Source organism: Ruegeria sp. K7, from assembly GCF_056531785.1.
In genome coordinates this window covers 221,481-246,261 of sequence record NZ_JBQFMJ010000006.1, presented here as the reverse complement: position 1 = coordinate 246,261, position 24,781 = coordinate 221,481, and the positions used below count along the sequence as shown (strand labels likewise).

23 protein-coding genes, 1 tRNA gene and 1 pseudogene are annotated in these 24,781 nt (G+C 55.8%); 14 read left to right on the top strand and 11 right to left on the bottom strand.

All coding sequences use genetic code 11. The features are described from left to right. Positions 1 to 250 precede the first annotated feature (250 nt). Positions 251 to 865, bottom strand: coding sequence for a protein-methionine-sulfoxide reductase heme-binding subunit MsrQ (gene msrQ, locus ACR0FE_RS12725; protein ID WP_480913002.1), 615 nt, complete (start codon positions 863 to 865; stop codon positions 251 to 253). Positions 866 to 869: 4 nt separating this feature from the next. Continuing rightward, positions 870 to 1,772, bottom strand: a complete 903-nt coding sequence (gene msrP, locus ACR0FE_RS12720) for a protein-methionine-sulfoxide reductase catalytic subunit MsrP (RefSeq protein ID WP_480913000.1) — start codon at positions 1,770 to 1,772, stop codon at positions 870 to 872. A gap of 292 nt (positions 1,773 to 2,064) precedes the next feature. Between msrP and ACR0FE_RS12715 the strand changes: the two genes are divergently transcribed. Further along, positions 2,065 to 2,880 carry a cyclase family protein gene (locus ACR0FE_RS12715; RefSeq protein ID WP_170610985.1) on the top strand — a complete coding sequence of 272 codons (816 nt, stop codon included), beginning with the start codon at positions 2,065 to 2,067 and terminating at the stop codon, positions 2,878 to 2,880. 190 nt (positions 2,881 to 3,070) lie between these two features. Further along, complete coding sequence (locus ACR0FE_RS12710; protein WP_480912999.1) at positions 3,071 to 3,664, top strand: NAD(P)H-dependent oxidoreductase; 594 nt, start codon at positions 3,071 to 3,073, stop codon at positions 3,662 to 3,664. A 132-nt stretch (positions 3,665 to 3,796) separates the two neighbouring features. On the opposite strand, the gene ACR0FE_RS12705 is transcribed toward ACR0FE_RS12710, so the two are convergent. The 3 genes from ACR0FE_RS12705 to ACR0FE_RS12695 form a co-directional block, all read right to left on the bottom strand. After that, positions 3,797 to 5,815 carry an acyltransferase family protein gene (locus ACR0FE_RS12705; protein WP_480912997.1) on the bottom strand — a complete coding sequence of 673 codons (2,019 nt, stop codon included), beginning with the start codon at positions 5,813 to 5,815 and terminating at the stop codon, positions 3,797 to 3,799. Positions 5,816 to 5,938: 123 nt separating this feature from the next. Then, complete coding sequence (gene clpB / locus ACR0FE_RS12700) at positions 5,939 to 8,557, bottom strand: ATP-dependent chaperone ClpB (RefSeq protein WP_480912995.1); 2,619 nt, start codon at positions 8,555 to 8,557, stop codon at positions 5,939 to 5,941. Between the two features lie 128 nt (positions 8,558 to 8,685). After that, entirely contained in the window at positions 8,686 to 9,006 is a 321-nt protein-coding gene (locus ACR0FE_RS12695; RefSeq protein WP_170610996.1) for a hypothetical protein, read from the bottom strand. Positions 9,007 to 9,155: 149 nt separating this feature from the next. Between ACR0FE_RS12695 and pyrF the strand changes: the two genes are divergently transcribed. Both pyrF and ACR0FE_RS12685 read left to right on the top strand, forming a co-directional pair. Beyond that, a complete protein-coding gene (gene pyrF / locus ACR0FE_RS12690; RefSeq protein ID WP_480912994.1) occupies positions 9,156 to 9,860 on the top strand; it encodes an orotidine-5'-phosphate decarboxylase in 705 nt (234 codons plus the stop codon). 598 nt (positions 9,861 to 10,458) lie between these two features. Further along, complete coding sequence (locus tag ACR0FE_RS12685; RefSeq protein ID WP_480912992.1) at positions 10,459 to 11,712, top strand: DNA polymerase IV; 1,254 nt, start codon at positions 10,459 to 10,461, stop codon at positions 11,710 to 11,712. 2 nt (positions 11,713 to 11,714) lie between these two features. Here ACR0FE_RS12685 and ACR0FE_RS12680 read toward each other — a convergent pair whose 3' ends face one another. Further along, positions 11,715 to 12,575, bottom strand: a complete 861-nt coding sequence (locus ACR0FE_RS12680; protein WP_480912990.1) for an N-formylglutamate amidohydrolase — start codon at positions 12,573 to 12,575, stop codon at positions 11,715 to 11,717. A gap of 147 nt (positions 12,576 to 12,722) precedes the next feature. Here ACR0FE_RS12680 and ACR0FE_RS12675 point away from each other — a divergent pair. From ACR0FE_RS12675 to ACR0FE_RS12645, 7 genes are all read left to right on the top strand, one after another. After that, a tRNA-Val gene (locus tag ACR0FE_RS12675) sits at positions 12,723 to 12,797 on the top strand. Between the two features lie 93 nt (positions 12,798 to 12,890). Then, the gene (gene ykgO / locus ACR0FE_RS12670) at positions 12,891 to 13,016 is read left to right on the top strand and encodes a type B 50S ribosomal protein L36 (RefSeq protein WP_005648635.1); all 126 of its coding nucleotides are present in this window, start codon (positions 12,891 to 12,893) and stop codon (positions 13,014 to 13,016) included. A gap of 113 nt (positions 13,017 to 13,129) precedes the next feature. Further along, positions 13,130 to 14,290, top strand: a complete 1,161-nt coding sequence (locus tag ACR0FE_RS12665; protein ID WP_480912988.1) for a sialidase family protein — start codon at positions 13,130 to 13,132, stop codon at positions 14,288 to 14,290. A 193-nt stretch (positions 14,291 to 14,483) separates the two neighbouring features. After that, on the top strand, positions 14,484 to 15,500 hold the full coding sequence (locus ACR0FE_RS12660; protein WP_480912986.1) for a Fe(3+) ABC transporter substrate-binding protein: 1,017 nt from the start codon (positions 14,484 to 14,486) through the stop codon (positions 15,498 to 15,500). 115 nt (positions 15,501 to 15,615) lie between these two features. Further along, a complete protein-coding gene (locus tag ACR0FE_RS12655; RefSeq protein ID WP_480912984.1) occupies positions 15,616 to 16,170 on the top strand; it encodes a helix-turn-helix domain-containing protein in 555 nt (184 codons plus the stop codon). Further along, on the top strand, positions 16,167 to 16,685 hold the full coding sequence (locus tag ACR0FE_RS12650; RefSeq protein WP_480912982.1) for an N-acetyltransferase family protein: 519 nt from the start codon (positions 16,167 to 16,169) through the stop codon (positions 16,683 to 16,685). Before ACR0FE_RS12655 ends, ACR0FE_RS12650 begins: the two co-directional genes overlap by 4 nt. Positions 16,686 to 16,841: 156 nt before the next feature. After that, positions 16,842 to 18,029: a tyrosine-type recombinase/integrase gene (locus tag ACR0FE_RS12645; protein ID WP_480912980.1), complete on the top strand. Its 1,188-nt coding sequence runs from the start codon at positions 16,842 to 16,844 to the stop codon at positions 18,027 to 18,029. A 686-nt stretch (positions 18,030 to 18,715) separates the two neighbouring features. Here the strand turns inward: ACR0FE_RS12645 and ACR0FE_RS12640 are convergent. From ACR0FE_RS12640 to ACR0FE_RS12630, 3 genes are all read right to left on the bottom strand, one after another. Then, complete coding sequence (locus ACR0FE_RS12640; protein ID WP_480912978.1) at positions 18,716 to 19,516, bottom strand: glutathione S-transferase family protein; 801 nt, start codon at positions 19,514 to 19,516, stop codon at positions 18,716 to 18,718. A 96-nt stretch (positions 19,517 to 19,612) separates the two neighbouring features. Then, positions 19,613 to 20,455, bottom strand: coding sequence for a c-type cytochrome (locus ACR0FE_RS12635; RefSeq protein ID WP_480912976.1), 843 nt, complete (start codon positions 20,453 to 20,455; stop codon positions 19,613 to 19,615). A 164-nt stretch (positions 20,456 to 20,619) separates the two neighbouring features. Next, positions 20,620 to 21,318, bottom strand: a complete 699-nt coding sequence (locus tag ACR0FE_RS12630; RefSeq protein WP_480912974.1) for a hypothetical protein — start codon at positions 21,316 to 21,318, stop codon at positions 20,620 to 20,622. Between the two features lie 193 nt (positions 21,319 to 21,511). Between ACR0FE_RS12630 and ACR0FE_RS12625 the strand changes: the two genes are divergently transcribed. Further along, positions 21,512 to 22,141, top strand: a complete 630-nt coding sequence (locus ACR0FE_RS12625) for a dimethylsulfonioproprionate lyase family protein (RefSeq protein ID WP_170611029.1) — start codon at positions 21,512 to 21,514, stop codon at positions 22,139 to 22,141. 65 nt (positions 22,142 to 22,206) lie between these two features. Here the strand turns inward: ACR0FE_RS12625 and ACR0FE_RS12620 are convergent, their stop codons facing one another. Together ACR0FE_RS12620 and ACR0FE_RS12615 are read right to left on the bottom strand one after the other, a co-directional pair. Next, complete coding sequence (locus ACR0FE_RS12620; RefSeq protein ID WP_480913010.1) at positions 22,207 to 22,650, bottom strand: GntR family transcriptional regulator; 444 nt, start codon at positions 22,648 to 22,650, stop codon at positions 22,207 to 22,209. 24 nt (positions 22,651 to 22,674) lie between these two features. Then, a pseudogene (locus ACR0FE_RS12615) lies at positions 22,675 to 22,923 on the bottom strand (GntR family transcriptional regulator); the annotation flags it as partial. Between the two features lie 273 nt (positions 22,924 to 23,196). On the opposite strand from ACR0FE_RS12615, the gene ACR0FE_RS12610 reads away from it, so the two are divergent. Both ACR0FE_RS12610 and ACR0FE_RS12605 read left to right on the top strand, forming a co-directional pair. Further along, complete coding sequence (locus tag ACR0FE_RS12610) at positions 23,197 to 24,171, top strand: TRAP transporter substrate-binding protein (protein WP_480912972.1); 975 nt, start codon at positions 23,197 to 23,199, stop codon at positions 24,169 to 24,171. Between the two features lie 6 nt (positions 24,172 to 24,177). Continuing rightward, positions 24,178 to 24,780, top strand: a complete 603-nt coding sequence (locus ACR0FE_RS12605; RefSeq protein ID WP_480912971.1) for a TRAP transporter small permease — start codon at positions 24,178 to 24,180, stop codon at positions 24,778 to 24,780. The last annotated feature ends 1 nt before the right edge of the window (position 24,781 follow it).

The window sequence follows — 24,781 nt, the reverse complement described above, 5'->3', positions numbered from 1 at the left end:
AGGCCGTCTCCCCGACCCGTCAGCACCGCCTCAGCAGCGCCGGTGAAGGGGGTTCTAAGCATAACACTTATCAGCCGCAAGCGAAAAAACAGAAGAAATCGAAAAAAGTTTGAGCAACAAATTTTCTCATTTAAAAACATATTATTAAGTCGATGCTACGCTCGAAAAACTACAGACGACGGCATGGAAACGCACTAAATCCAGACAGCAAGACATTTATCCACAAGCTTGCCCACAGACTCGCCCTTGTTCAGGCAGAGTCTGCCGTCCTGAACCGCATCAAGGCTTCGGTCATCGGAAGGCGCAAAGCCAGAAGACCAACGATCAAGCCCAGATAAACCAGCGGCTCGATCTGAAATCCCTTTGCCAACATCACATAGTGTAGCCCGCCCAGAATTGCCGCCGGATAGACAAGACGGTGCAGCTTGCGCCAAACCGGACCCAAATGCCGGACTGACCAATTGTTCGAGGTCAGCGCGAGCGGCAGTAAAAACAAGAAGCCGGCCATCCCGACAGTAATATAGGGGCGCTTGAGTATATCCGCCCAGATTTGACCCGGCACCTGTACGTCCAGAACAAGCCAGACCAGCAAGTGAAAACTGACATATCCGAATGTCAGAACACCGATTGCCCTGCGGAACTTCATCAGGTTCAGGCCCAGATGCTTGCGCAGCGGAGTGATCGCCAGTCCGAAAATCAACAACTGAAGAGCCATTTCGCCATATTCGTGCTCCAGGGCTTCAATAGGCTCCACGCCAAGACCTCCGGTCAACCCCTGATAAAACAACCAGGGTGCCGGCAGGAAACCGACCAGATAGATCAGCCAGACCGGGATTCGTCGCAGGTGATGATTCAAAAACTGCATGGTCTCAGTAGTTTTTCGCCAGATCCATGCCTTCGTAAAGACCGGCAACCTCTGTCTCATAGCCATTGAACATCAGCGTGGGCTCGCGTTTGGCAAACAGCCCGCCTCCGATGCGGCGCTCAGCGGCCTGCGACCAGCGCGGGTGATCCACATTCGGATTAACGTTACTATAGAATCCATACTCACGCGGGTTCGACATGTTCCAGCTGGTTGGTGGCTGCGTGTCTGTCAGCGTTATCCGGACAATCGACTTGATGGATTTGAAGCCGTATTTCCACGGAACCACCAGACGCAGGGGTGCGCCATTCTGGTTCGGGATCGGCTTGCCATAGATGCCCGTCGCCATGATCGTCAACGGATGCATGGCTTCATCCAGACGCAACCCTTCGCGATAAGGCCATTCCAGGATCGGGTATTGCACCCCCGGCATTTCGTCGGGGCGATAGGCGGTTTCGAATGCCACGTATTTGGCGCCCTCCTGAACCCCTGCCATGGCCAGCAGATCAGCCAGCTCGAACCCGTTCCAAGGGATAACCATTGACCACGCCTCGACGCAACGGAAACGGTAGATACGCTCCTCTACCGTCATTTCTGACATGATGTCCTTAAAGTCGTATTCGCCGGGGCGATCAACCAGACCATCTATCTTCACGCTCCATGGTTCGGTTTTCAGCGAAGCGGCATACTTTGCCGGGTCATCCTTGCCCGTGCCGAACTCATAGTAGTTGTTGTATGAGGTGATCTCTTCCCACGTGTTGGGCTCAAGCGTGTTCTGTGCAGCCGCAGGCTTTGTCATCGCTGTCAATCCGACACCGGCCAGACCGGCCATGACCTGCCGCCGGTTCAGAAACGCCGACTTCGGGGTGACGTCTGCATGTGTCAGTGTGTTTCTCCAGCGATACGCCATTTGGGTCTCCATAATCCGTATTTCCCGGGCTCGGGATCGCCCGCTCATACCACATTGTCACCGCTATATACGCTCCAATCTGATGACATTCTCGCAAGCTGACGCAGCTGTTACCCGTGTTACAGGGTGGATGGGCGGCCAAGATCCACAATGCTTTCATCTGGGCGCAATTTGATCGGCCCGTTGAAAAGCCTTCTCTTTACAAAGCAAATGCCGAGCGCGCAGTCTGTATCATGCTGTCAGATGCGAAATTGTCGCCTATGGAAATGACAGCCTGAAAGGGAGAGGACTAATGTGTGACATCTGCGTAGTTAACGCGGTCAAGGACCGCATGCTGTCAAGACGGGGATTCTTCAAGGCAGCGGCAGCCTCTGGCGCGGCAATTGCCGCAACGGGCGCGACCGCGCCCGCCGCTCTGGCCCTAGGTCATGGCAAGGTCGAAGATATGACCCATACACTAAGTGCCGATTTCCCAACCTGGGGAGGTGACCCCGGTTTTGCCGGTGATCAGGTTTTCAATTTTGGGGAACACGGGTTTAACCTGTTCAATCTTACAATCAACGAGCATACCGGCACGCATATCGACGCCCCACTGCATTTTTCCGCGGATGGCCTGTCTGTTGATGAAATACCGGTGACGGATCTTGTTGCCCCGCTCTGCGTGGTCGACATCGCAGCACGGGCCGCCGAAGATGCGGACACACTGCTTACGCCGGACGATCTGAAAGCGTGGATTGCAGCCAACGGCGACATTCCTGACGGAGCCTGCGTGGCAATGCATTCAGGTTGGGCAGGCAAGACAGCCACCGATGAGTTCCGCAATTTTGACGGCGAGGCCCAGCACTACCCAGGCTTTCACGTTGAAGCCGCGCAGATGCTGATGGAGGAGACCGGCGCACGCTCGATTGCGGTAGACACTTTGTCATTGGACCACGGCATGTCGGCGGACTTTGCAACTCATTACGCCTGGCTTCCTTCCGGACGTTTCGGAATTGAATGCCTTGCCGGGCTTGATCTGGTACCTGCTTCGGGTGCGACCCTCGTCATAGGCGCGCCAAAACATGCAGGCGGGACAGGAGGACCCGCACGAATTTTTGCACTGATCTGACGACACCGGGACGATCAATAAAGGGCTCGCTGCGATGGTGAGCCCTTGCTGCTTGGGCAATTGCTTCAGCGAGACCGAAGCAGCCAATCGATTGAAGCCGCCTGAACCAAACATGTTTTGTCTTGACCTAAACCTACCTTGAGCAATCAGGGTCCATTCGAAGACCGGATAGCAATAGAAGGATTCGCATGTGCATGTCCTGACAATTCTTGATCATCCAGATCCCAACTCATTCACCGTCGCTGCGGCGCGGAGCTTTATGGAAGGTGCGACAGCGGCCGGTCACACCACCGAGCTTGGCGACCTGCATGCAGAAGGTTTTGATCCGCGCTGGTCCATGGCCGATGTAGAAGGAAATCTGGCCTCTGACGCGCTGTCAGACGTTGTTGCCGAGCAGTCGCGAATTGCGCGCGCCGACGCAATTTGCCTGGCTTTTCCCCTGTTTTGGTGGGGAATGCCGTCCATGACGAAAGGCTGGGTTGATCGCGTATGGACCTGGGGGTGGGCGTATGACCAGTTGAATGATCCCGAGAAATCGCTCCAGAGGCCTCGCACCGGAGTACTGTTGGTACCAGCAGGGGCCCGATCCGACGAAATGGAAAGCGCGGGATATCTTCAGGCGCTGGAAACAAGCTGGATTCAGGGTACCTTTGGGTATTTTGGGTTTTCACCACGCAAGCTTGTCGTTCTTCACGGATCGACCGGGTCGGAATCCCGGCGAAAAGCTCTGCTGGACAAGTGCAACACTATCGGCCAGACCTTGCCTTTGCCTGAGAACCACTAGGATACATATCGGCTCGTGGTATGGCTTGTTTGAACTCAATTGCGACGGCCGGAGCAATTTGATCGCCGCCCAAACCCGATCAGAATTTCAGACAAGATTGTTTGAATAGCCTGATAAACACTTACTTAAACGTCAGTGCATATTCTCTTTCAAATGCTTCACCATCAAGCTGGCAGAACTGGTTGCGGCTTCCAGAGACGAATGGGAATGTTCATCGCGGTAGAGCACGATCCCATCCTCACCAAAGTAGTTACAAACCGGCCCCGGGCAATAAAAGTCGAACAGATCCACAAAGATCGCAGTTTCGTTTTCCTCAAGCGTTGACAGTTCGGTGCGGACCCCGCCAACCCGTTTGAGAGTTTGCTCGCGCGTCAGGTAGTGGCATGGACCGCCATTGGGCGCAAACCACTGGGCAACTGCCACCTCGGGTGTGCATCGAGCCTCGCGGACAAGAGGCAAAGGACCAACAATTGCGAGCGAGATATCTTGTTCATTCAATTCACGGGCAAACCGCTGAATACCTTCCAAGTAACGCTGCAGAACCACGTCATCCTTCCCGCCTGAGCCGTACGAAAGCCCGCCAAGATCGCTAAGCATCAGAACCACATCCCCGGCACGAAGTTCACGCACCAATTCAGGCACTGCGTCTTCCCAATAGTGTTGATTGGCTTCTTTCCATGGTCCATTGTAACCAAGCTCAGGCACTGGCTGTGCGCCCCAACTGGAGGTTAACAGAACCGCCCAGTCTTCGGTTTCCGAAATCTCTCGAAATGCACCGCCAAAGGCGACTGAGAACGAGTTTCCGACTACCAGTATGCGCTTTTCAGCCGTTTCCCAAGAACCGAAGACGCAGCCTTCAATTGGAATGGACCTCCCGACCTCGGTTGCGTCTCTGATAATACAAGGCCTTCCCTGCCAGACAGAACCATCATTTGCCTTCAACGGCGCCTCGAGGGTCGCCGGACCTCGTTGAGCAAGCGCCGGAGACACGCCGGAGTACAGGTTCCGGCTCACATCTTCTGACAAGACCCAAAGGGCAATCAACGTTGTGACCAGCGCGGAGGACCCAACCAGGTAACCCGGCATTCTGGCTGCGGTCCACTTGGAATGGCGCAGAGGATTCTCGACAAACCGGTAGGACAGCGTAGCGGCCCCAAACATCACGAGAACAAAAAACGGTGCAGTGATCGCGGTTAGCCCGATCGTCCATTTGGCCAGAACGGCAACTGGCCAATGCCACAAGTACAGCGAGTATGAGATCTTACCGACCCAGCGAAGCGGCGTATTCGAAAGCGCCTTCGAGAAGATTCCGGTCCGGACGGGGAACAGCAACAAGGTCGCCGACAAGACAACGGCAATGACCGTTGCAAAGTTGCGATTCAAGTCGACCTGTAAGGCAAACAAGATCAGCAACAGCCCCAGACAAACCGGAACGATCAGAGAGTTGAAACGCTGCGGTCGCCAATGTCTGATCAGCACGGCAATGGCCACACCCAGCCCCAGCTCCCAGGCCCGGAAGTAGATCATGTAAAACGTGCCCACCGGATCCGCCTTGGCAAACAGCAAGTACGCTCCAAGCGACGCCAAGCAAAACACCGCCAATACCGTGATTGAAATCAGGTTCACCCTGCGCGGCAAAGCTGCTGACAGCGATAACCACGCAGCAAGTGGAAAGAGAATATAGAATTGTTCTTCAACACCAAGGGACCAGGTATGCGTGAACAGGTTGAGATCCAGCAACCTGCCGAAATAATCAAATTGCTGATTATAAAAGAAAAAATTTGAAAGCCCGACAGACGCCCAAAATGCGGTTTTCGTGTTGTCCTCCATGTCCTGAATAAAGAACGAACCCACTAGTGAGGACAGCAAAAGACACACAAACAAAGCCGGCGCCAGCCGCTTGAAGCGGCGCGCAAAGAATTGAGAAGCATTGGGCCAGAACTTCGTCCAATCCCAATCGATGACGGATCGGGCGATGACAAATCCGGAAATCACGAAAAAGACATCGACGCCCAGGAATCCGTAAGGAAGAAGATCGAGGCCGAGATGATCAATTAATACAGCCAGAACAGCAACGCCGCGAAGACCTTCAATATCTCCGCGAAACTTGGATGGCTCCCCGCCGGGGCCATGGATTTCTGTCTGTTGCATACTGGTTATCCGAGATTGCCCTGCGTGATTGCCGTGAATGAGCGATATGCGGTTTACCAGACTTTTAGTCAAAAAAACAAATAACCGCCAATATGGCGGTTATTTATCAGTTCAAATGTCAGATCAGTGCACCACTGCATCATCCGGGCGGGGCCGTTCCGACGTTCCCAGGCGGTCACCGATGATCAGGCCATCGGCCCCTGCCGTCACCGGAACAGTCTCGCCATCCTTAATCTCGCCAGCCAGCAACGCCTCGGCCAACGGGTTCTGCAGGGCACGTTGGATCACGCGCTTGAGCGGGCGCGCACCGAAGACCGGATCGTAGCCTTCGTTCGCCAGCCATTCCTTCGCACCATCGTCCAAAGCCAGCTCGATCTTGCGGGCAGCCAGACGTTTTTGCAGGCGCGCCATCTGGATATCGACGATGCCATCCATATCGGCCCGCTTGAGGCGGTCGAAGATGATGGTCTCATCCAGACGGTTCAGGAACTCGGGTCGGAAATGCGCCCGGACTGCATCCATCACGTCACGCCGCGCCTGCGCGCTGTCCGCGCCCTCGGGCAACTGGCTCAGCGCCTGCGACCCAAGGTTCGACGTCAGGATAATCAGCGTCTGCTTGAAGTCCACCGTGCGGCCCTGACCATCGGTCAGGACGCCATCGTCCAGAACCTGCAACAGCACGTTGAAGACATCCGGGTGCGCTTTTTCGACTTCATCGAACAGCACGACCTGATAAGGCCTGCGCCGCACGGCTTCGGTCAGCACACCGCCTTCGTCGTAACCAACATAGCCCGGAGGGGCACCGATCAGACGGGCAACCGCGTGTTTCTCCATGAACTCTGACATGTCGATGCGGACCATCGCATTGTCGTCGTCGAACAGGAAGTTCGCCACGGCCTTGGTCAGCTCGGTCTTACCAACGCCAGTCGGTCCGAGGAACAGGAACGAGCCCAGCGGGCGGCCTTCGTCATTCAGACCGGCACGGGCCCGGCGAACGGCGTTGGCCACGGCAGTGACCGCCGCATCCTGACCGATCACGCGGGAATGCAGATCATCTTCCATCCGCAGCAGCTTCTCACGCTCGCCCTCCAGCATTTTCGAGGTCGGGATACCGGTCCAGCGTTCGACCACCGAAGCGATCTGTTCCGGGCGCACCGTTTCCTCGGCCATCATCTCGCTGCTTTCGGCGTTCTCCGCCTCGGTCAACTTCTTTTCAAGCTCGGGGATGACGCCGTACGACAGCTCACCCGCTTTGGCGAGGTTGCCTTCGCGCTTGGCGATCTCCAAGTCAGCCCGCGCTTTGTCGAGTTGTTCTTTCAGATCCCGCGCGCCAGCCAGCTTGTCGCGTTCAGCCTGCCATTGGGCGGTCATCTCGGCGGACTTCTCCTGAAGATCGGCCAGGTCCTTTTGCAAGGTTTCCAGACGATCCTTGGAGGCCGCATCATCCTCAAGCTTCAGCGCCTCTTCCTCGATCTGCATCTGCAGAATCTGGCGATCCAGCTGATCGAGCTCCTCGGGCTTGGAATCCACCTCCATCCGCAAGCGGGACGCCGCCTCATCGACAAGGTCGATGGCCTTATCGGGCAGGAAGCGGTCGGTGATATAGCGATGCGACAGCGTCGCCGCCGACACCAGCGCCGAGTCCGAGATGCGCACGCCATGGTGCAGCTCGTATTTCTCCTTGATACCGCGCAGAATGCTGATCGTGTCCTCGACCGTCGGCTCCTGCACCATCACAGGCTGAAACCGGCGCGCAAGGGCCGCGTCTTTTTCAACGTATTTGCGGTACTCGTCCAGCGTGGTTGCGCCGATACAATGCAACTCACCCCGGGCAAGCGCAGGCTTGATCAGGTTGGCGGCATCCATCGCGCCATCGGACTTGCCCGCGCCGACCAGCGTGTGCATCTCGTCGATGAACAGGATGATCTCCCCGGCGGCCTCGGTCACCTCGGTCAGAACGGCCTTAAGACGCTCCTCGAACTCTCCGCGGTACTTCGCACCGGCGATCAGCGCACCCATATCGAGCGCCAGCAGCTTCTTGTCCTTCAGCGATTCCGGCACGTCACCGTTGATGATGCGCAAGGCCATACCCTCGGCTATCGCGGTCTTACCGACACCAGGCTCCCCGATCAGAACCGGGTTGTTCTTGGTGCGACGCGACAGAACCTGCATCGAGCGGCGTATTTCCTCATCCCGCCCGATGATCGGGTCGATCTTGCCCTCAGCGGCCGCCTCGGTCAGGTCGCGCGCGTATTTCTTGAGCGCGTCATAGCCCTCTTCAGCCGACGCGGTGTCAGCGGTGCGCCCCTTGCGGATATCGTTGATTGCCTCATTCAGCTTTTGGGCGGATACGGCACCGGCTTCCAACGCCTCTTTGGCCTTGGATTTCACCATGCACAGCGCCATCAGAACACGCTCAACCGGCACAAAGCTGTCGCCTGCTTTGGTGGCGTGCTTCTCGGCCTCGGCCAACACCTTGGCAGTCTGGCCGTCCATGTAAATCTGGTTCGCGTCGCCGCTGACTTTTGGAATCTTGCCCATTGCGGTGTCCAGCGCCTCGACCACACGGCCTGGCGCGCCACCCGCGCGCGTGATCAGATTGCTTGCCAGCCCCTGATCATCATCCATCAATGCTTTGAGTATATGTGTGGGCTCCAACCTCTGATGCCCTTCGCGCAGCGCAATGGTCTGCGCGGCCTGCACGAATCCCCGTGCCCGCTCGGTGAACTTATTCAAGTCCATATTATTCTCCTTTTCTCAAGCGCCCTGAATGTGATGCGCCCGCTTGGCGGCACGCTTCGGTCTGGGCCTCACATTCAATTTGGGAAATGTCTTCACGGCTTCAAGGGGCCAGGTTTCAATATTCGGCCTTATCCCCGCGGTATTGAGTAAACCGTGTAGCCGCCGGTCTCAGCCATTTGCCTGGCTTCGTACATGTCCAAAAGCGATTGCGCCGCATCGCTGCCCGTCGGGCACGACACCAGATCGGCGGTATGATCCAAAAATTCGACGGTAAATGCGGTCTCGCCTGTGAGCTGGCACCAGTCATCCTCTGATCGATATCCACGCACCAGCAGCAGATCATCATTGGTCGGGGCCGGGGCAGCGCCTGTGTCAGGTGTATTGACGCGCGGCGCCTCATCACACGCGAAAAGCGCCAGGGCCGCCCCAAGCAAAATCAGTTTCTTCATATCGCGGTTCCCTATTCATTATCACGAATTGGCAGGATCATAGCACAGAGTTGAATCCTCTAAGTGATTTGCATCACCCGGTTATCATGCATGGACAGAGCGTACCGAACCCGTTAGGACGCAGACGTTTGCCAAATAGGAGCCTGCCCATGTCCGATGACCGCCTGATCGTTGCCCTTGATGTTCCAAATGCCCTGCAAGGGCTGGCCATGGCCGAGCGGCTGGGCGACAGCGTTTCGTTCTACAAGATCGGGTTGGGAATGCTGACCGGAGGCGGATTGGCCCTGGCCAATGAGCTGAAGCAGGACCACGGCAAACGCATCTTTCTGGACATGAAGCTGTTCGACATCGGCAACACGGTGGAAAACGCAGTCCGCGGGTTGGCGCAATTTGATCTGGATTTCCTGACCGTGCATGGCGATCCGCACGTGGTTCGTGCGGCCAAAGAAGGGGCGGCAGGCAAAGACCTCAGGATTTTGGCGGTAACGATCCTGACTTCGCTGAACCGCGACGATCTGGATGCCAGCTTGCTGAAAGACGGATCAGTGCAGGCTTTGGTCGTTGAACGTGCCGCCCGTGCGCTGGAAGCCGGGGCCGACGGAGTCATTGCAAGCCCGCAGGAAGCTGCCCTGATCCGCGCCCTGCCCCAGGCCGAAGGTCGGCTGATCGTTACACCCGGTGTCCGCCCTGCCGGAGCCGCTTTGGGCGACCAGAAACGCGTGACCACACCAGCCAGCGCCATCGGCGACGGGGCCGATCATATCGTGGTTGGCCGTCCGATTTATCAAGCTGACGACCCAAGAGCAGCAGCCGAGGCCGTTTTGGCAGAGCTAGATACTTTGACCACGAACTAAACAGACATGGCCGATTGACGTGGCCGACACACCCAAATCGGCTCGCAACGCCTTGACCTTAGGTCAATTTTTGCGTCAGCCGCGCCAAATCGTCCCTGTGCCTGAAAACACACATGAAAAACACAAGTTCACAACGCAGGCTCTCAGCTCTGTCGTAATTGTAAGTTTTGGGCGATTCTGTAGGGGTATACTCCCCAACGGGCCATTTCTTCCTGAGGTCCGTTACCTCCCCCCGCGCAAATGCGGGGGGTCTTCTTTGGCAAAATCCAGGTCTCCCATCACTGCGCGACGCCCGACAAGAGGTCCCGCAATCAGCGGCGTTTACCGGATGCGCAACCACTTCAAAAATCTCGCCCATGGCGCAATCCGCAAGGACATCATGGCCTTCGCGCCGACGCGGCGAAGATCTCAGGAACCCGTTTAAGGAATACTCCGTAAGTCGTTTCGGTGAATCACCACCGATTCTGGTTCAGAAAACAGGACAGTCTTTTGCCGTGTCGAAATCCATGTGCCGCTTTTGCTTTGTTCTGAACCACGTTAAAATCTAACGGATTGCTCGGGTGAACCAAGCCCGCGCCGGGCCGGGAAGTGACTGAAAATGCCTGCTCTCTGTCAGGATTGCCTTACACAAATGGAAGCCGGAAGCAGGTGCCCGTCCTGCGGCAGCCCGCGCGTCAAATCGCACCCGGAGCTATTTGAGCTGAACATCGCGCACATGGACTGCGATGCCTTCTATGCCTCGGTCGAAAAAAGGGACAACCCCGAACTCGCAGATAAGCCGGTTATCATTGGCGGCGGCAAACGCGGGGTCGTGTCCACCGCCTGCTATGTGGCGCGCATTCGGGGCGTGCGATCGGCCATGCCGATGTTCAAGGCATTGCAGCTGTGCCCCGACGCGGTGGTCATCAAACCGCGCATGTCGGTTTATGCGGACGTGTCACGTCAGATCCGGTCGATGATGGATGAACTGACCCCGGTTGTGGAGCCATTGTCGCTGGATGAAGCCTTTATGGACCTGTCGGGAACCTATCGCCTGCACGGCGCCCCACCAGCGGTGATGCTGGCGCGACTGGTCAAGAGAATGAAAGATGAGCTGGGGCTGACCGGGTCAATCGGACTGAGTCACAACAAGTTTCTGGCCAAGGTTGCATCCGACCTTGATAAACCGCGCGGATTATCAGTGATCGGCAAGGCCGAGACTGCAGAATTCCTTCACAACAAGCCTGTACGGCTGATTTGGGGCATTGGCCCTGCGGCCCAGGACTCTCTGGACCGGGCTGGCATTCGCAGCTTTGCCGATTTGTTGCGTTGGGATCAGGAGGCTTTGACCGCACGGTTCGGGTCGATGGGTTATCGGCTGTGGCACCTGGCGCGCGGGCAGGACAAGCGCCGCGTTTCCGGCAATGAGCCGATGAAATCAATCAGCAATGAAACGACTTTCTTCGAGGATACGGCCAGTATTGACATTCTGGACGGGCATTTGTGGCGTATGTCCGAGAAAGTGGCCGACAGGGCCAAGGCCAAGGGGTTGGCGGGACGGGTCGTTACACTGAAACTCAAGAAGGCCAATCACAAGATCATAACACGGCGCGTTTCCCTGCGCGACGCGACTCAGATCGCCGACCGCATCTATAGAACGGCACGCGGGCTTTTTGATCAGGTCGAAGATCAGGGACCATACCGCCTGCTTGGCTGCGGATTGTCGGATCTGTGCCCCGAGCACCAGGCTGACATTTCGGGCGACCTGCTGGACCCCGGTGCGGCAAAGCGGTCACAGGCAGAGCGGGCCACAGATGAAATCCGACGACGTTTTGGATCTGAGGCGATCGTGAAAGGGCGCGCGTTGCGCTAGGGCTATTCGGCAGCCAGACGGGCCGGCTCGGCGCCGATGCAGGCAATCTCTGAGATCACATCGCGCAGTATGGTGCGGAATTCATCGAAATTTTCGCTGGGCTCAATGGTGTCTTCGTTCATATACAGCGACCGGTCGATTTCAATCTGAACCGCATGTTGATGACGCACGGGGCGACCATAGGTCTGGGTCACGTAAGCACCGGCAAACGGGGCATTGCGGGCCACATTCAAACCGGCCGATGCAAAGGCCGCTTCGATTCGATCGACGACCTCACCAGTCGCTGATGCCCCAAACCGGTCGCCCAGAACAATTTCCGGCCGTTTGGACTGTGCATTGCTGGCCATTGCGACGGCTTCATGTGGCATCGAATGGCAATCGATCAGAATGGCCTGCCCAAATGCCTCGTGCGATTCGGACAAAAGGGACTTCAGGCGTGCGTGATACGGGCGCCAGCATGTGTCGATCCGCAGGCGCGCTTCGTCCATCGTCAGTTTCCCGCGATAGATGGCCCGACCGTTGGCAACGACGCGCGGAATCACACCCAACCCGGACGCAACACGCGGGTTGTGACCATGTCTGCGCGCGCCTTCGATCAGGGCCGGATCCAGTTCATCGGCACTGCGATTCAGATCCAGGTATGCGCGCGGCATTGCAGCCGATATCAGCGGCGCACCAAATTCGGATGCCGGGGCAAACAGCTGATCGACAAAAGCATCCTCCGAGGATCGAATCACGCTTGGGCTTAACACTGTCTTCTTGAGCAGGGACTCAGGGTAGACGCGCCCGCTGTGTGGAGAGGAAAACACCACGCATGACGTACGCTTGACGGGCAATTCCAGTATATAGGCTGCGTTCGACATGGTGACTCCTTGTTCGCACTCAACATAGACCGGAAAATAGTTCTTCCAAACCCCTTGAACCCCTTTGCGACTCCTTTTATAGACCCCGCTACCGGCGCGGGGTTCCGCGCCCCATTTCGTTATGGGGCACATCTCGCAAAGGTAAGTGGGCGGTTAGCTCAGCGGTAGAGCACTTCGTTGACATCGAAGGGGTCACAAGTTCGATCCTTGTACCGCCCACCATCGTTTTCACTGCTTCGGGTCTGACCCGGGGCACCCGCTAACCCAGGCGCTGGCCACGTCTCTGATGAAGGCGCCGCAGATTGGAGACAGACCATGAAGGTCAAGAACTCGCTCCGCTCGCTCAAGAACCGGCACCGTGACTGCCGTGTTGTGCGTCGCAAAGGCCGCGTCTACGTGATCAACAAGACGCAGCGCAAGTTCAAAGCTCGTCAGGGCTAAGAACTGCATTGAACCGCTTAAAGAAACCGCGCCGTTGAGCGCGGTTTTTTTGTTGTCTGCATTAGTCCGCGCAACATGGTACGCTTGCCTCATTTGATCGGAGCGCGAATTCCATGAGAGGACAAGGCGTCGACATACTGGTCGGAACGACCAAAGGTACATTCATCATCACCAGCGACCATGAAAGGTCGAATTGGAAAGTTTCAGGCCCGCATTGCGATGGCTGGCCGATAAACCATGTGATCGGCGACGCAGAAACGGGCTTGCTTTGGGCCGGCGGCGGCAACGATTGGCACGGTGCGGGCATCTGGCGGTCTGAAGACGGTGGAGAAACTTGGGAAGTGACAAGGCTTACCACCGGTCAGAGGGACGAATGGGCCAGCAATGACCCTGATTTCGCCAAGATGGTCGGCTGGACCGGCGAACCTATGCCTTTCACCGACGCATTTTCACAAATCTGGTCGCTGAGCTACGGGCACGGCACGTTGTATGCAGGCGCCAAACCAGCGCGTTTGCTGACCAGCCATGACAACGGGCGGACGTGGGAGACTGTCGAAGGCCTTACCAACCATCCTTCAGCGCCGGACTGGAATCCAGGGGGCGCCGGATTGGTATTGCACACAATCCTGGCAGACCCGGGTGACAGCCAAAAACTCTGGGTCGGCATCTCAGCGGCGGGGGTCTTTGCGTCAGAAGACGGGGGCAGGAACTGGGAACGGCGCAACCGGCTGTCCAACGCGGAAAGCTGTGATCACAACGATCATCCCGCGGCCCCAAGAGATGGTGAGACAGGCCATTGCGTGCACAACATGGTGAGGGCCCCGAAGACCACGGACTTGTTGTACCAACAGAATCACCACGGGGTCTGGCGCTCGGCCGACGGGGGGCGCAGTTGGGTGGATATTACCGAGGGCCTTCCATCGACTTTCGGGTTTCCAATTCACGTTCATCCGCGAGATCCCGGCACGATCTGGACTTTACCCCTGAACGGCGACAGCATCGGCCGCTATCCACCCCACGCAGCAGCAGCGGTTTGGAAATCCACTGACGGCGGCGCGACATGGCAAGATCAACGGCACGGGCTGCCGCAGGAAAGCTGCTATTTTACGGTACTGCGTCAGGCTATGGCCGGAGACAGCCGAGACCCCGCAGGAATTTATTTTGGAACAAACAGCGGGTCTGTTTTTGCGACCGGTGATGAAGGGGACACCTGGAACGAAGTGGCCCGACATTTGCCGACCATTCTCTCTGTTGAGGTTCTGGACCATGAATAGATCATTCGTGGCGATGAGACACTGATCCAATCACGGCCAGCGGCTCGATTGGTCATGAAGAGTGTGAAGACACAAGCTGCGCCATTTTGACCGAGTAAATTTGTCAGATTACCTTGCATCCTCCTGAGAATCGTATAATTGACCAATTCAGTCGGATAACGATCCGCTACAACTTCAATCGTTGGGAAATATGATGCTGAAATCCTCTACATGCGTTGCTGCCGCTCTGACGGCCCTGATTGCAACCTCCGCCACCGCTGACGGCGAGCTGAACCTTTATTCTTCGCGCCACTACGACACGGATGAGCGTCTTTACACCGATTTTGAAGATGCCACCGGGATCACCATCAATCGCATCGAAGGCAAGGCAGACGAACTGATCGCTCGGATGGAAGCCGAAGGCGCAAATTCTCCGGCCGATATCCTGCTGACAGTTGACACATCACGCCTTGCGCGCGCTAAGAACGCAGGCATTCTGCAGACCGTGGACAGCGAAGTTCTGGAAGACCGCATTCCGGCAAATCTTCAGGACGAAGACAATCAATGGTATGGATTTTCGCAGCGCGCCCGCATCATCTTCTTTGACAAGGAAGGCGTCGCCAACCCGCCGGCTACTTACCTGGACCTGGCCAAACCCGAATTCAAAGGTCAAGTCTGCATTCGTTCGTCCAGCAATACCTACAACCAAACCCTGCTGGCCTCTATCATTACCAACCACGGCGCGGAAGAAGCCAAAAAATGGGCCGAAGGTGTCGTTGCCAACATGGCGCGTGACCCACAGGGTGGTGACACGGACCAACTCCGCGGCATCGTTTCGGGTGAATGCGAAATCGCGGTGTCCAATTCCTACTATTTCGCACGTGCCTTACGTAAGGACGTGAAGGGCCTGAGCGACCAGATTGACATGATCGGCGTGCAATTCCCCGCTCAGGACGCCGAAGGCGCGCATATGAACCTTTCTGGCGCGGGCGTTGCGGCACACGCCCCGAACGAGGAAAACGCAATCAAGTTTCTTGAATATCTTGCCAGCGAACAGGCTCAGGAATACTTCTCGTCCGGCAATGACGAATTCCCGGCCGTTGAAGGTGTTGCTCTGGCTGAGCCGGTCGCTGCTCTGGGTGAGTTCAAGGCTGATAGTGTCAACCTGTCCGAAGTTGCCAAGAACATTCCGGATGCGCAGAAGATCTTCAATGAGGTCGGCTGGAAATAAGCTGACTCCATTCGAGCGGGAACGAGGCGCGGTCAGGCGCGCCTCTTTTTCTATTGATTAAGGCTAAAAATCTGCCAATATTCCCAAATAAGGGAAAAATTCTCGATTCTGAAAAATGCTGGATAATATCTCGAACCGGCTTGCAAGCCAGCTCAGTGAACTGCGCAAAAGACAGGGCTGGTCCCTGGACCAGCTGGCCAGCCGCAGCGGACTTAGCCGGGCGACGCTGTCCCGCCTGGAAAAAGGCGATGTCAGCCCGACGGCGGAGAGCCTTGGGCGTTTGTGCGCAGCCTACCAGTTGCCCATGTCCCGGCTTTTAATGATGGTCGAAGACAGTTTCGACCCCAAAATTCCGTTCGAACGACAGGCCGAATGGCGCGATCCGGAAACCGGGTTCACACGGCGCTCGGTTTCACCGCCCGCACCCGGGCTCAGCGGTGAAGTTCTGGAATGTCACTTGCCGCGGAACACCGTGATTTCCTATGACGCACCCCCCAATCCGGGGCAAGAACACCATTTGGTCGTATTGGACGGCGGCCTTTCCCTGACGCTGGATGAAGCAACACATGAACTGGCCGGAGGAGATTGCCTTCGGTATCACCTGTCTGGCCCGACCCGGTTTGAAACAGGCGCACTGAAAGGCGCGCGTTATATTCTGGTGTTGTTGTGATACAGCGGCTTGACGAAAACAGCTTTGAAGCCGCCCTGCCCGATCTCAGCGAGATTCTCCACGCCTGCGTTCATGCAGGGGCCAGTATTGGCTTCATTCTCCCTTTTTCCCACGAGGATGCGCGGGCGTATTGGCTGGACAGGATACTGCCGGACTTACAGGCCGGTCTTTTGGATCTGTTTGTATTTCCGGACCGGGGCCGCATTTTGGGAACGGTCCAGCTTGTCCCTGCAGCGATGCCAAACCAACCGCATCGCGCGGATGTAGCCAAGTTGCTGGTTCACCCTGATGCAAGAAGGCGCGGTCTTGGGCGAAAACTGATGGCAGCGCTTGAGGGGCGTGCGATCGAACGCGGCAGATCCGTATTGGTTCTGGATACGCGCAGCACAGACCCTTCCAGAATCTTGTACCAAAGCATTGGATTCCGGAGCGCCGGGGAAATCCCAAATTACTGCCGCAACCCCTTTGAAGACCGCCTGGAACCCACAACGTTCATGTTCAAATTGCTGGAGTAAGAACAGCGCATGAGAGTTGTCGAACCCACAGTTCAATGTTTTGCTTATCATCAGTGAGTTTAGAAGATCTTGTGGTGCGGGTGGAGGGCAACATGTTTATGTTGCCACATGTTGCAAATGAGCCCACCCAAGGTGGGGGCCTAGTTGGGGGCCTGAATGGCAAAACTATCTGCAGTAAAAATAAAAAGCGCTCCCGTCGGTGCAAAGCTACAAGACGGTGACGGGCTGTTGTTCATCAAAGGCAAGAACGGCGGGAAGTGGAAATTCCGGTTCTCGTTCGGCGGCAGACGGCGAGAAATGGGGCTAGGTTCTTTTCCAGAGGTGCCTTTGGCTGACGCTCGAAAGCTAAGGATGCATTGGGCCGGTGTTCTCGCTATTGGCTCAGATCCGATTGCGGAGCGAGAGCGCCAGCGCCTTGAAGCTGAGAATAGCCAGAACGATCCGACATTCGAAGAAATGGCCGAAGTGGTATTCGAGGGACGCAAGGAGCGGCTGCGCGGCGACGGTGATAGAGGGCGCTGGTTCTCCCCATTGCGCCTGCATGTGATCCCTAAGATCGGAAAGCGCAGGATTAGCACACTGCACCAGCGAGATATTCATGACGCTCTTAAACCGATCTGGCGCACCAAGCACGAAACGGCAGACAAGGCGATGTACCGGACGCGCATGGTTCTGAGGCAAGCAAAGCTTATGGGCTACGATGCAGAGCCGTTCATATGTGACGCGGCCCGGCACATGCTTGGCTATGTCGAACGGGCTCAAAAGCCCCTGCCCGCGACACCATGGCAAGAGATCCCGGATCTTTATGCTCGGCTGGACAAGGAACACCCGTCTTACCTGGCTTTGCGCTTTACGATCCTGACGGCGGCGCGCTGGATGCCGGTCCACGGTGCCCAGTTTGAAGAAATTGACGGTGATGTGTGGACAGTCCCGAAAGAGCGAATGAAGGGCCAGCGGGGCAAAGTTCAGGATTTCCGCATCCCACTATCGACCGAGGCCATGAATGTGGTTGAGATATGCCGCGAACTGCGCCGCAATGACTTCCTGTTCCCGAGTCCGAGGACAAACAAAGGCATCAGCAACGTGGCCATGACAAAGGTTCTGAATCGCATTAATGAAGCGGGTCGAATCCACGGCTTCCGGTCGTCATTCAGGATGTGGATTCAGGATAATGAAACGGCCAGCTTCGAGGTCGCGGAAACGGCACTAGCCCACGCTATCGGCAACAAGGTCGAGCGGGCCTATGCGCGTTCAGATCTGCTCGAAAAGCGCCGCATCCTCATGCAGAAATGGGCCGATTTCGTCATCCAGGCGGAAAGCAAGATTGTGCAGCTTCGCGGCTAGATCGGCGGCGGCTCCGTCCGTTTTCGACGCAACTTTTTGTGCACTCTGGGGGCAAGACCTAAATTCAAGTACATTTTCAACGGCAGCTTCACACCAATTGCGGACGCTCGAAAAAATTTGGGCTTTGACCGAATTGCGGACTAAGCGGTCATAGGCAAATAATGCGTGAAGCGAGAAAGTAATTGACCAAAATGCAGCCCGTCCGTCGCGCTATTTTCGTCTGCACTCAGCCTAAAAACACAGAGTTCGCGGACATTACATTTGTCGCTGCCTCGGTTCACATTTTCGGTGCGGCATGTAACAGTTCAGATGTTTGTCGTCGATCATGAACCGGAGGCCGGTCCCTTGGCATTTCCCAAAAACGCCTGACGCGCTGAACATTTCTAGGAACAGTTGGGGCAACAGGTGCTCTTCTTGGCAGTGTGAGCCTTTCGTCAAATTCTTCATTTGCCGGAACGCGGCAACTTGACGACCTGGTCGAATACGATGCAGTCGGGCTAGCGCAACTTGTAAAAACGAATGAAATCTCTGCGGTCGAACTCGTCGAGCGGGTTATCTGACCAAAGGCTTGGGTAGGCTAACTCGCGCTGCACCGCCGCAGGCAATGCCGTGATAGCACCCCCCCAGCGATTGCCAAATTCGTTTAAAGTTTCGGATCACGTGCTCGTGGTGGTTGGCATTCCGCTCTATGGCAGAAGTCCCAATTCCTTGTCGGATGCTGTGCCAGCGTACTTGTCTTTCGTTGGCCACGGGCGGGATTGCCACGCAGGCTCGAAAGCGAAGCTGGAAACTTTGCGCCCCGGCAAAAGCGTGCCGTTTCCAGCTCCGCGCGCGTAGTCGTAATAGAGTTTCACGATCTCTTCTTTGGAGACCTGATGTGTGGCGGGATGGGACATGCACGCATGCTGCCAAGCTTTCACGCGCGCATATTCATAGCTGTCCGGAAGTTCAAAATTCTCATAATAATCGAGAAACCAAAAGCGCTTGAAAATCGGAGCAAAGACGGCCTCTGCAAGTCCGAAATCTTCAAACAGATAGGTTCCGGCAGGGCTATGCTCCATCAGGAAACCGTTGAGATCCTTGTAGAGATTAAGGAGCTTGGTGTTGTGATCGATACGAGCACCGCGATCTTGGTTCATGACGTATAGGTATCCGGCCATGGTGAGCGCATTCTCGCGCGCAATCAGCATGGACTCAACCGCGTGTTCGTATGGGTCGCTTCGGCGCAAAGCCGGGCCTTCGATGATTTCGTCGAGGTATCTCAGGATGACCAGACTCTCCTTGATGATTTTTCCCTCCGGAGTCTCGATCACCGGCAATGCGGTTGTGCCGCGCGTCTTCTTCAGGAGTTCCGGGTCGCGTGGCTTTGTAATGTCGACAACCCGAAAATCGACTGTTTCCCGCCGGTCTCTCAACGCAAGGAGTATCTCCAACCGTTGGGAAAACGGGCAGACAGGGATGTGGTAGACGATGTGCTTTGCTTCCACGAGGTAAGCTCCAATGCATTATGATATTGCCCATTTCCTTCAGAAGGCCGGAGCTGCGGCGGCAATGTCGCAGCCATCCTCCCTCTGAGTTCCGCTTCAGGACGGATCCGGCATGGGTGGGATCTGGCGCAGATACAGAATGACGGCATCAAGGTCGTCTGGTGTCATCCGACTGTAATAACCATAGCCCATCGGCGGCATCATCGGAGATCCGTCTGGTCGGACGCCGGTCGTGATCATTTGAGCAAGTTCGTCGTCGCTCCAGTGTGTCAGGCCATCTTCGGGGTGCTGGGTGAGGTTTGACGAAACTGAGGTGCCCCAAGGGCCATGGAATTCGAACCCGCCTGCGCCCAATTGGTTCATCCAATCGGGCCCCTTCGGCCCCATCGGGCTGTGACACTCGATGCAATGCGCCACTGGGCCAGCCAGATACTCTCCATAGGAAACCGTAACGCCTTCACTAGGATGAGGGACTGACCCGATGGGCGGACCGTACGCCGGTGGCAGCGGGATATTGTAGACGCTCTCGCCGGGATCATTCTCGACGGGTGGTAGGCTGCGCAGATACATCACCATAGACATAACGTCATCATCCGACAGGCGACTGTATAGAGCGATGGGCATAGGGGGTCCTATGACCCGCGTGCCATCCGGTGTGATTCCTTCGCGTATGGCGCGAGCCAATTCTTCGTCGGTCCAGTCCGCAACGCGGCCCGCCGGCGTGATATTGGGCGCGATTGCTGTGAAGCCGGGTGTCTTCTCGACAAGCCTGCCGGCATGGTTCATGTCCATGATGGGGCCGTCTGGTCCGATGGGTGTATGGCAATTGCCACAAGCGGCGGGGCCCTCGACGAGATACTCGCCCCGTTCCAGTGATGGCTCTGCCAACGCGCCTGTTCCGACGAATGCCGCGATAATCGCAAATGACTGCAGTCTCATTTCTTGCTCCCCAAAGTGCTCACCACATTGTACCCAGTGTTTGTATCTCCAAAGGACAAATTGATTTTCGCCAAAGCAGCAGGACAGCATTTAAACCGTTGGCAGGACTTTCGATAAAGCTGAGGCTCGAATTTCTGCTTGGCTCGCGGACAGATCGCTGGCTGTTAATCGGTCGCGAAGCAGTACAGCAGACCTGCACCACCAGTCTTTGGCAGATCGCTCTCTCCACACCCAGCTGTCCCATGGGACGAGTTCCAGGAAATCATATTTCTAGAAGAGTTCAGACCGATGCGGTCGTGGTGACCGACGATAGCGGAACCCTGTCCATTGCTGGTCCAGTTGCTGCACGTCGTGTCGCCACCCGCTGTCGAAAAATGTCCGTTTGAGTCCGCTCCCGTGAGAATATCGTGTTTGTTGGGCTGACTGCCCCGCCCATTGACCTGATTGCCATTCTCATCAAGTGCAGTTTGCAGGCTGATATTCACGTTCGCGCTGTGTAGGTCATCCACATCCTTCGCGATCATAACGCCGTCTGCGTTATACCATGGACCGGAGCCGATACGGTCTCTCGCGCTTATGCCATCAGTCACCACAGGGCTACCGCTGCTTCGGTCGATAATCATGCTTGCGCTCAAGTAGGCGGCCCACGACCGTTGCGAACCCGCGGCTTGAGCAAGTTTGGTGCAATGTGCATCGGCGCCTTCGAGGCCACCAAAGTTTGCTCCATCACCGGACCCTTCACTTGTAATGAAGAAAGACATCTCTTCGCCGGTTGATTGAGCAAAACTGCTTTCAACGCTTAACGCGAGTGCCGCTGTTACTGAAAAAAAGGTCATTACGCTCTGATGGGAAACAGGGTACATTGTCGTCCTCCAATCACTTGATCAATTAAGACAGCCTAGTTCAACAAGCGAACTTGCGTCCAGTCAGTTAACTATCCTGCCGGGCTGCAGCCTCAAAGATTCAATTGCCGAAGCACGATTGCGACGCGAACGGGTCGTATTTCTTTCAGATTGAGCTGTAAAAAACACTCAAAGCAGCGCTGACAATCGGGATTTGGCTGCACAGGTCATGGCGCAAAACGAAAACTTCCAAGACATGCTGGTGGAAATTGCAAAGGTCTACGAGGCCGAGGTAGACATGCAAGGACCTCATACAGCGAACACACTTTTGGTAACGCCATCTCCTGTTGCTTTCGAACCGGTGCCACCATGCTCGTTTGATGGCGGTATGCGTGAAGTGTTGGCCAAGAGCACTCACCCTGCAGCTCGTTCGGTCTTGGCAGCACAGCATCTGTTGGACTGGGGATCAAACCCAGTTGAGGGCAATACCCAAGCGAGTATCGCCGCCTTGATAAGCGTACTGACACTGATGGGACCAGAAGGACCGATACCGGCGCCAGACGTTAGGTTGGGTTTGGTCTATATGCGGCCTGACAGCTACTATCCGTTGCACCTTCATGACGCAGACGAGACATATGCCATTATAGCTGGACAGGCCCTTTGGACGGCCGGAGATGACATTCGCATGAGAGGGGTTGGTTCAATGATCCATCATCCAAGTATGATGCCACATGCATTTCGTACAGGTGCAGAGGGTTTTCTCGCAATCTGGCGCTGGAGTGGCGACATCAACACACACTCTTACACCTTTACTGAACATCTTGAAGATGAGTTGCTTGCATAATGTACGACCAATTGCTGTGCTGCGTCGGCCAAACAGCGTAGCGTCAGCGAACTTTCAAAAGACAATCATTCGAAAAAGTTCGGATGGGTCTCATGAATAAACTCAATCGTTTCATCAAGACGCGACAGATGCGCCCGGATCGCGGTCTGAGCTGCGTCAAGATCTCTCGATGCTAAGCTCTCAGCGATCGCGCGATGGTCTGCCAAAATCGACGTGGCTTCGCTGGATTTTTCGAGGCTCAAGAGGCAGAGTCGATCCACCTTTTGTTTGCATTCAAGCATGACTTCGAAGGCGGTAGGATTACCGCTGAGAACGTAAATCAACTTGTGAAAATCATAGTCCAGCGCGTGGAATGTCGTCAGATCACCGCTCTCGATAGCCTGTTCCTGCAAGCGTATGTTCTCGGCCAATTGAGCTTGGCATGATGCATCCCAAACGCCTACCGCGCGGTAAACGATCTCCAGTTCAACGGCCAGGCGCACCAATCTGGCGAGTTCCACCCGCTCCATCGAAAATCCGCGGACTTCGGTTGCTTTTTGCGGCCTGATCAACAACAGATCGTCATTGCCAAGTCGTGTGAACGCATTCCTGACGGGTTGACGCGAGACGCCAAATCGGCGCGCGACTTCGGACTCCGACAGCTTTGTGCCGGGAAGAATTTCAAGCGAGATTATTTCGTCATGCAGTTTTTCGTAAACCGCATCAGTTGTGGTTCGTCTGACTATATCTTCCACGAATTCTCTCTCGCATCCCAATGGCACAGGCAAGTCGAGGCCCGCCATAACACCTCTAAGTACTTGAAACTGCTCAAAAATAAACCCCCTTCCAAAGATCCCAAATCAGAACCGATCTTTACCCCTATGAAAAGTCTAAAGAGGCCCTGTGTCAAGTAGTTTGGGATACTAGGTGACAAGTATTGACAAAACTTGGATACTAGTACTCGATAAAGGGGCAGTGATTCCGGCTCTGGGAGGAAGCAGGAAGCCATGCTTCTACCGACCTCCCTGACTTCGAAAAGCCAGGTCCTGTCCAAAATTCAACGGGGAGGAGAACCCATGACTTTTACGAAATCGCTCTTTGCAGCTGCCACCGCGGTTGCTCTCATCGCAACTTCGGCGTCCGCGGAGAGCTGGCGCGCTTGGAACATTCACAACGACGGCCACCCGAACACTGCGGCCATGGACAAATTCGCTGAGTTGGTCGATGCGGCCACGGGTGGCGAGATCACCATCGACGTGTTCCACGGCGGTGTTTTGGGCTCGCAGCCTGACGCGTTGGAGCAAGTTCGCATAGGCGCCATCGAGGTCGGCAACTTTAACCTTGGTCCCATTGGACCAATGGTTAAAGAGGCGAACCTGGTGTCCTTGCCGTTCATTTTCAAGAGCGTGCCGCACATGTTCCGTGTTATGGAAGGTGAAGCGGGTCAAACCGTTGCCGCCGCGATGGGTGAAGCGGGCGTGCTGCCTCTTGCCTGGTTCGACGCGGGCGCGCGTTCGTTCTACAGCCAGAAGCCAATCAACACACCGGCGGATGTGGAAGGCCTGAAGATCCGTGTGATGAACAATGATCTTTATACTTCGATGATTTCGGCGATGGGCGGCAACCCGTCCCCAATGGCATTTGCCGAAGTGCAGCAGGCGTTGAAGACAGGCGTTGTGGACGGTGCTGAGAACAACTTCCCCTCGTTCAAGAACGTCGGCCATTACGAAGTGACCACCCACTACTCACTGTCCGAGCACCTGATCATACCTGAATGCATTTGCGTGAACACCGCCAAGTTCAACGCCTTGTCTCCTGAAATGCAGGAAGCTGTCCGTGGAGCTGCACAAGAAGCAGCCCTTGTTCAGCGCGAGCTATGGGCGATTGGCTCCGAGCAGGCGCGCAAGGATGTGGAAGCCGCCGGGATCGCCGTAAACGAAATCGCTGACAAAGCGCCGTTCCAGGCGGCAATGGATGCGGTTTATGCCGATTACCTTGCGGCAAACCCTGACATGCAGGCCTTAGTCGATATGGCGAAAGCCACCGAATAAGCTGGTTTGATCAGCAAAAAAACGAGCTCCCGGCTCCAACTATGGCAGCCGGGAGCTTTATCTGAAGGGGGGCAAATGAGCGAGCATAAAAAAGCACCGGCGTTTTTGCGACCTATGGACAGAGCCTTCGATTTTCTTTCTCGAGCTTGTGTTTTTATCGCGGGGATCGCTCTTGTTTGCATGACCGCAATATTCGCATGGCTGGTCTTTGGACGTTATGTGCTGAACAACACGCCCACGTGGGTCGAGCAAGTCTCGCTACTTCTGGTCATGGTCATTGCGTTTTTGGGTGCAGCCGCCGGGGTGCATAATCACACGCATCTTTCCGTGGTGATCTTTCGCAACATTGTCCCGACGCCGGTGCGCACGATCTTTGTCATAGTCTCGGACATCCTGATGGCCGGATTTGGCGCGATGATGTTCTGGTACGGGATCGAGTTGACCAAGTTCAAATGGAAAACACTCATACCCTTGATCCAGTGGTCGGAAGGTCTGCGCTCACTGCCTTTAACGATTTGCGGCGCGCTTTTGTTTCTCTTTTCCGTTGGTCACCTCATACGCCTGTTTCTCGGCAGGGATGAGCGCCAAGACAATATAGATCAAGGCTAAT

Excerpts from the sequence above, each read along its gene's own strand:
- msrQ (WP_480913002.1), bottom strand. The coding sequence starts at position 865 with ATGCAGTTTTTGAATCATCACCTGCGACGAATCCCGGTCTGGCTGATC.
- msrP (WP_480913000.1), bottom strand. The coding sequence starts at position 1,772 with ATGGCGTATCGCTGGAGAAACACACTGACACATGCAGACGTCACCCCG.
- ACR0FE_RS12715 (WP_170610985.1), top strand. The coding sequence starts at position 2,065 with ATGTGTGACATCTGCGTAGTTAACGCGGTCAAGGACCGCATGCTGTCA.
- ACR0FE_RS12705 (WP_480912997.1), bottom strand. The coding sequence starts at position 5,815 with ATGCAACAGACAGAAATCCATGGCCCCGGCGGGGAGCCATCCAAGTTT.
- clpB (WP_480912995.1), bottom strand. The coding sequence starts at position 8,557 with ATGGACTTGAATAAGTTCACCGAGCGGGCACGGGGATTCGTGCAGGCC.
- ACR0FE_RS12695 (WP_170610996.1), bottom strand. The coding sequence starts at position 9,006 with ATGAAGAAACTGATTTTGCTTGGGGCGGCCCTGGCGCTTTTCGCGTGT.
- pyrF (WP_480912994.1), top strand. The coding sequence starts at position 9,156 with ATGTCCGATGACCGCCTGATCGTTGCCCTTGATGTTCCAAATGCCCTG.
- ACR0FE_RS12685 (WP_480912992.1), top strand. The coding sequence starts at position 10,459 with ATGCCTGCTCTCTGTCAGGATTGCCTTACACAAATGGAAGCCGGAAGC.
- ACR0FE_RS12680 (WP_480912990.1), bottom strand. The coding sequence starts at position 12,575 with ATGTCGAACGCAGCCTATATACTGGAATTGCCCGTCAAGCGTACGTCA.
- ykgO (WP_005648635.1), top strand. The coding sequence starts at position 12,891 with ATGAAGGTCAAGAACTCGCTCCGCTCGCTCAAGAACCGGCACCGTGAC.
- ACR0FE_RS12665 (WP_480912988.1), top strand. The coding sequence starts at position 13,130 with ATGAGAGGACAAGGCGTCGACATACTGGTCGGAACGACCAAAGGTACA.
- ACR0FE_RS12660 (WP_480912986.1), top strand. The coding sequence starts at position 14,484 with ATGCTGAAATCCTCTACATGCGTTGCTGCCGCTCTGACGGCCCTGATT.
- ACR0FE_RS12655 (WP_480912984.1), top strand. The coding sequence starts at position 15,616 with ATGCTGGATAATATCTCGAACCGGCTTGCAAGCCAGCTCAGTGAACTG.
- ACR0FE_RS12645 (WP_480912980.1), top strand. The coding sequence starts at position 16,842 with ATGGCAAAACTATCTGCAGTAAAAATAAAAAGCGCTCCCGTCGGTGCA.
- ACR0FE_RS12635 (WP_480912976.1), bottom strand. The coding sequence starts at position 20,455 with ATGAGACTGCAGTCATTTGCGATTATCGCGGCATTCGTCGGAACAGGC.
- ACR0FE_RS12630 (WP_480912974.1), bottom strand. The coding sequence starts at position 21,318 with ATGTACCCTGTTTCCCATCAGAGCGTAATGACCTTTTTTTCAGTAACA.
- ACR0FE_RS12620 (WP_480913010.1), bottom strand. The coding sequence starts at position 22,650 with ATGGAGCGGGTGGAACTCGCCAGATTGGTGCGCCTGGCCGTTGAACTG.
- ACR0FE_RS12610 (WP_480912972.1), top strand. The coding sequence starts at position 23,197 with ATGACTTTTACGAAATCGCTCTTTGCAGCTGCCACCGCGGTTGCTCTC.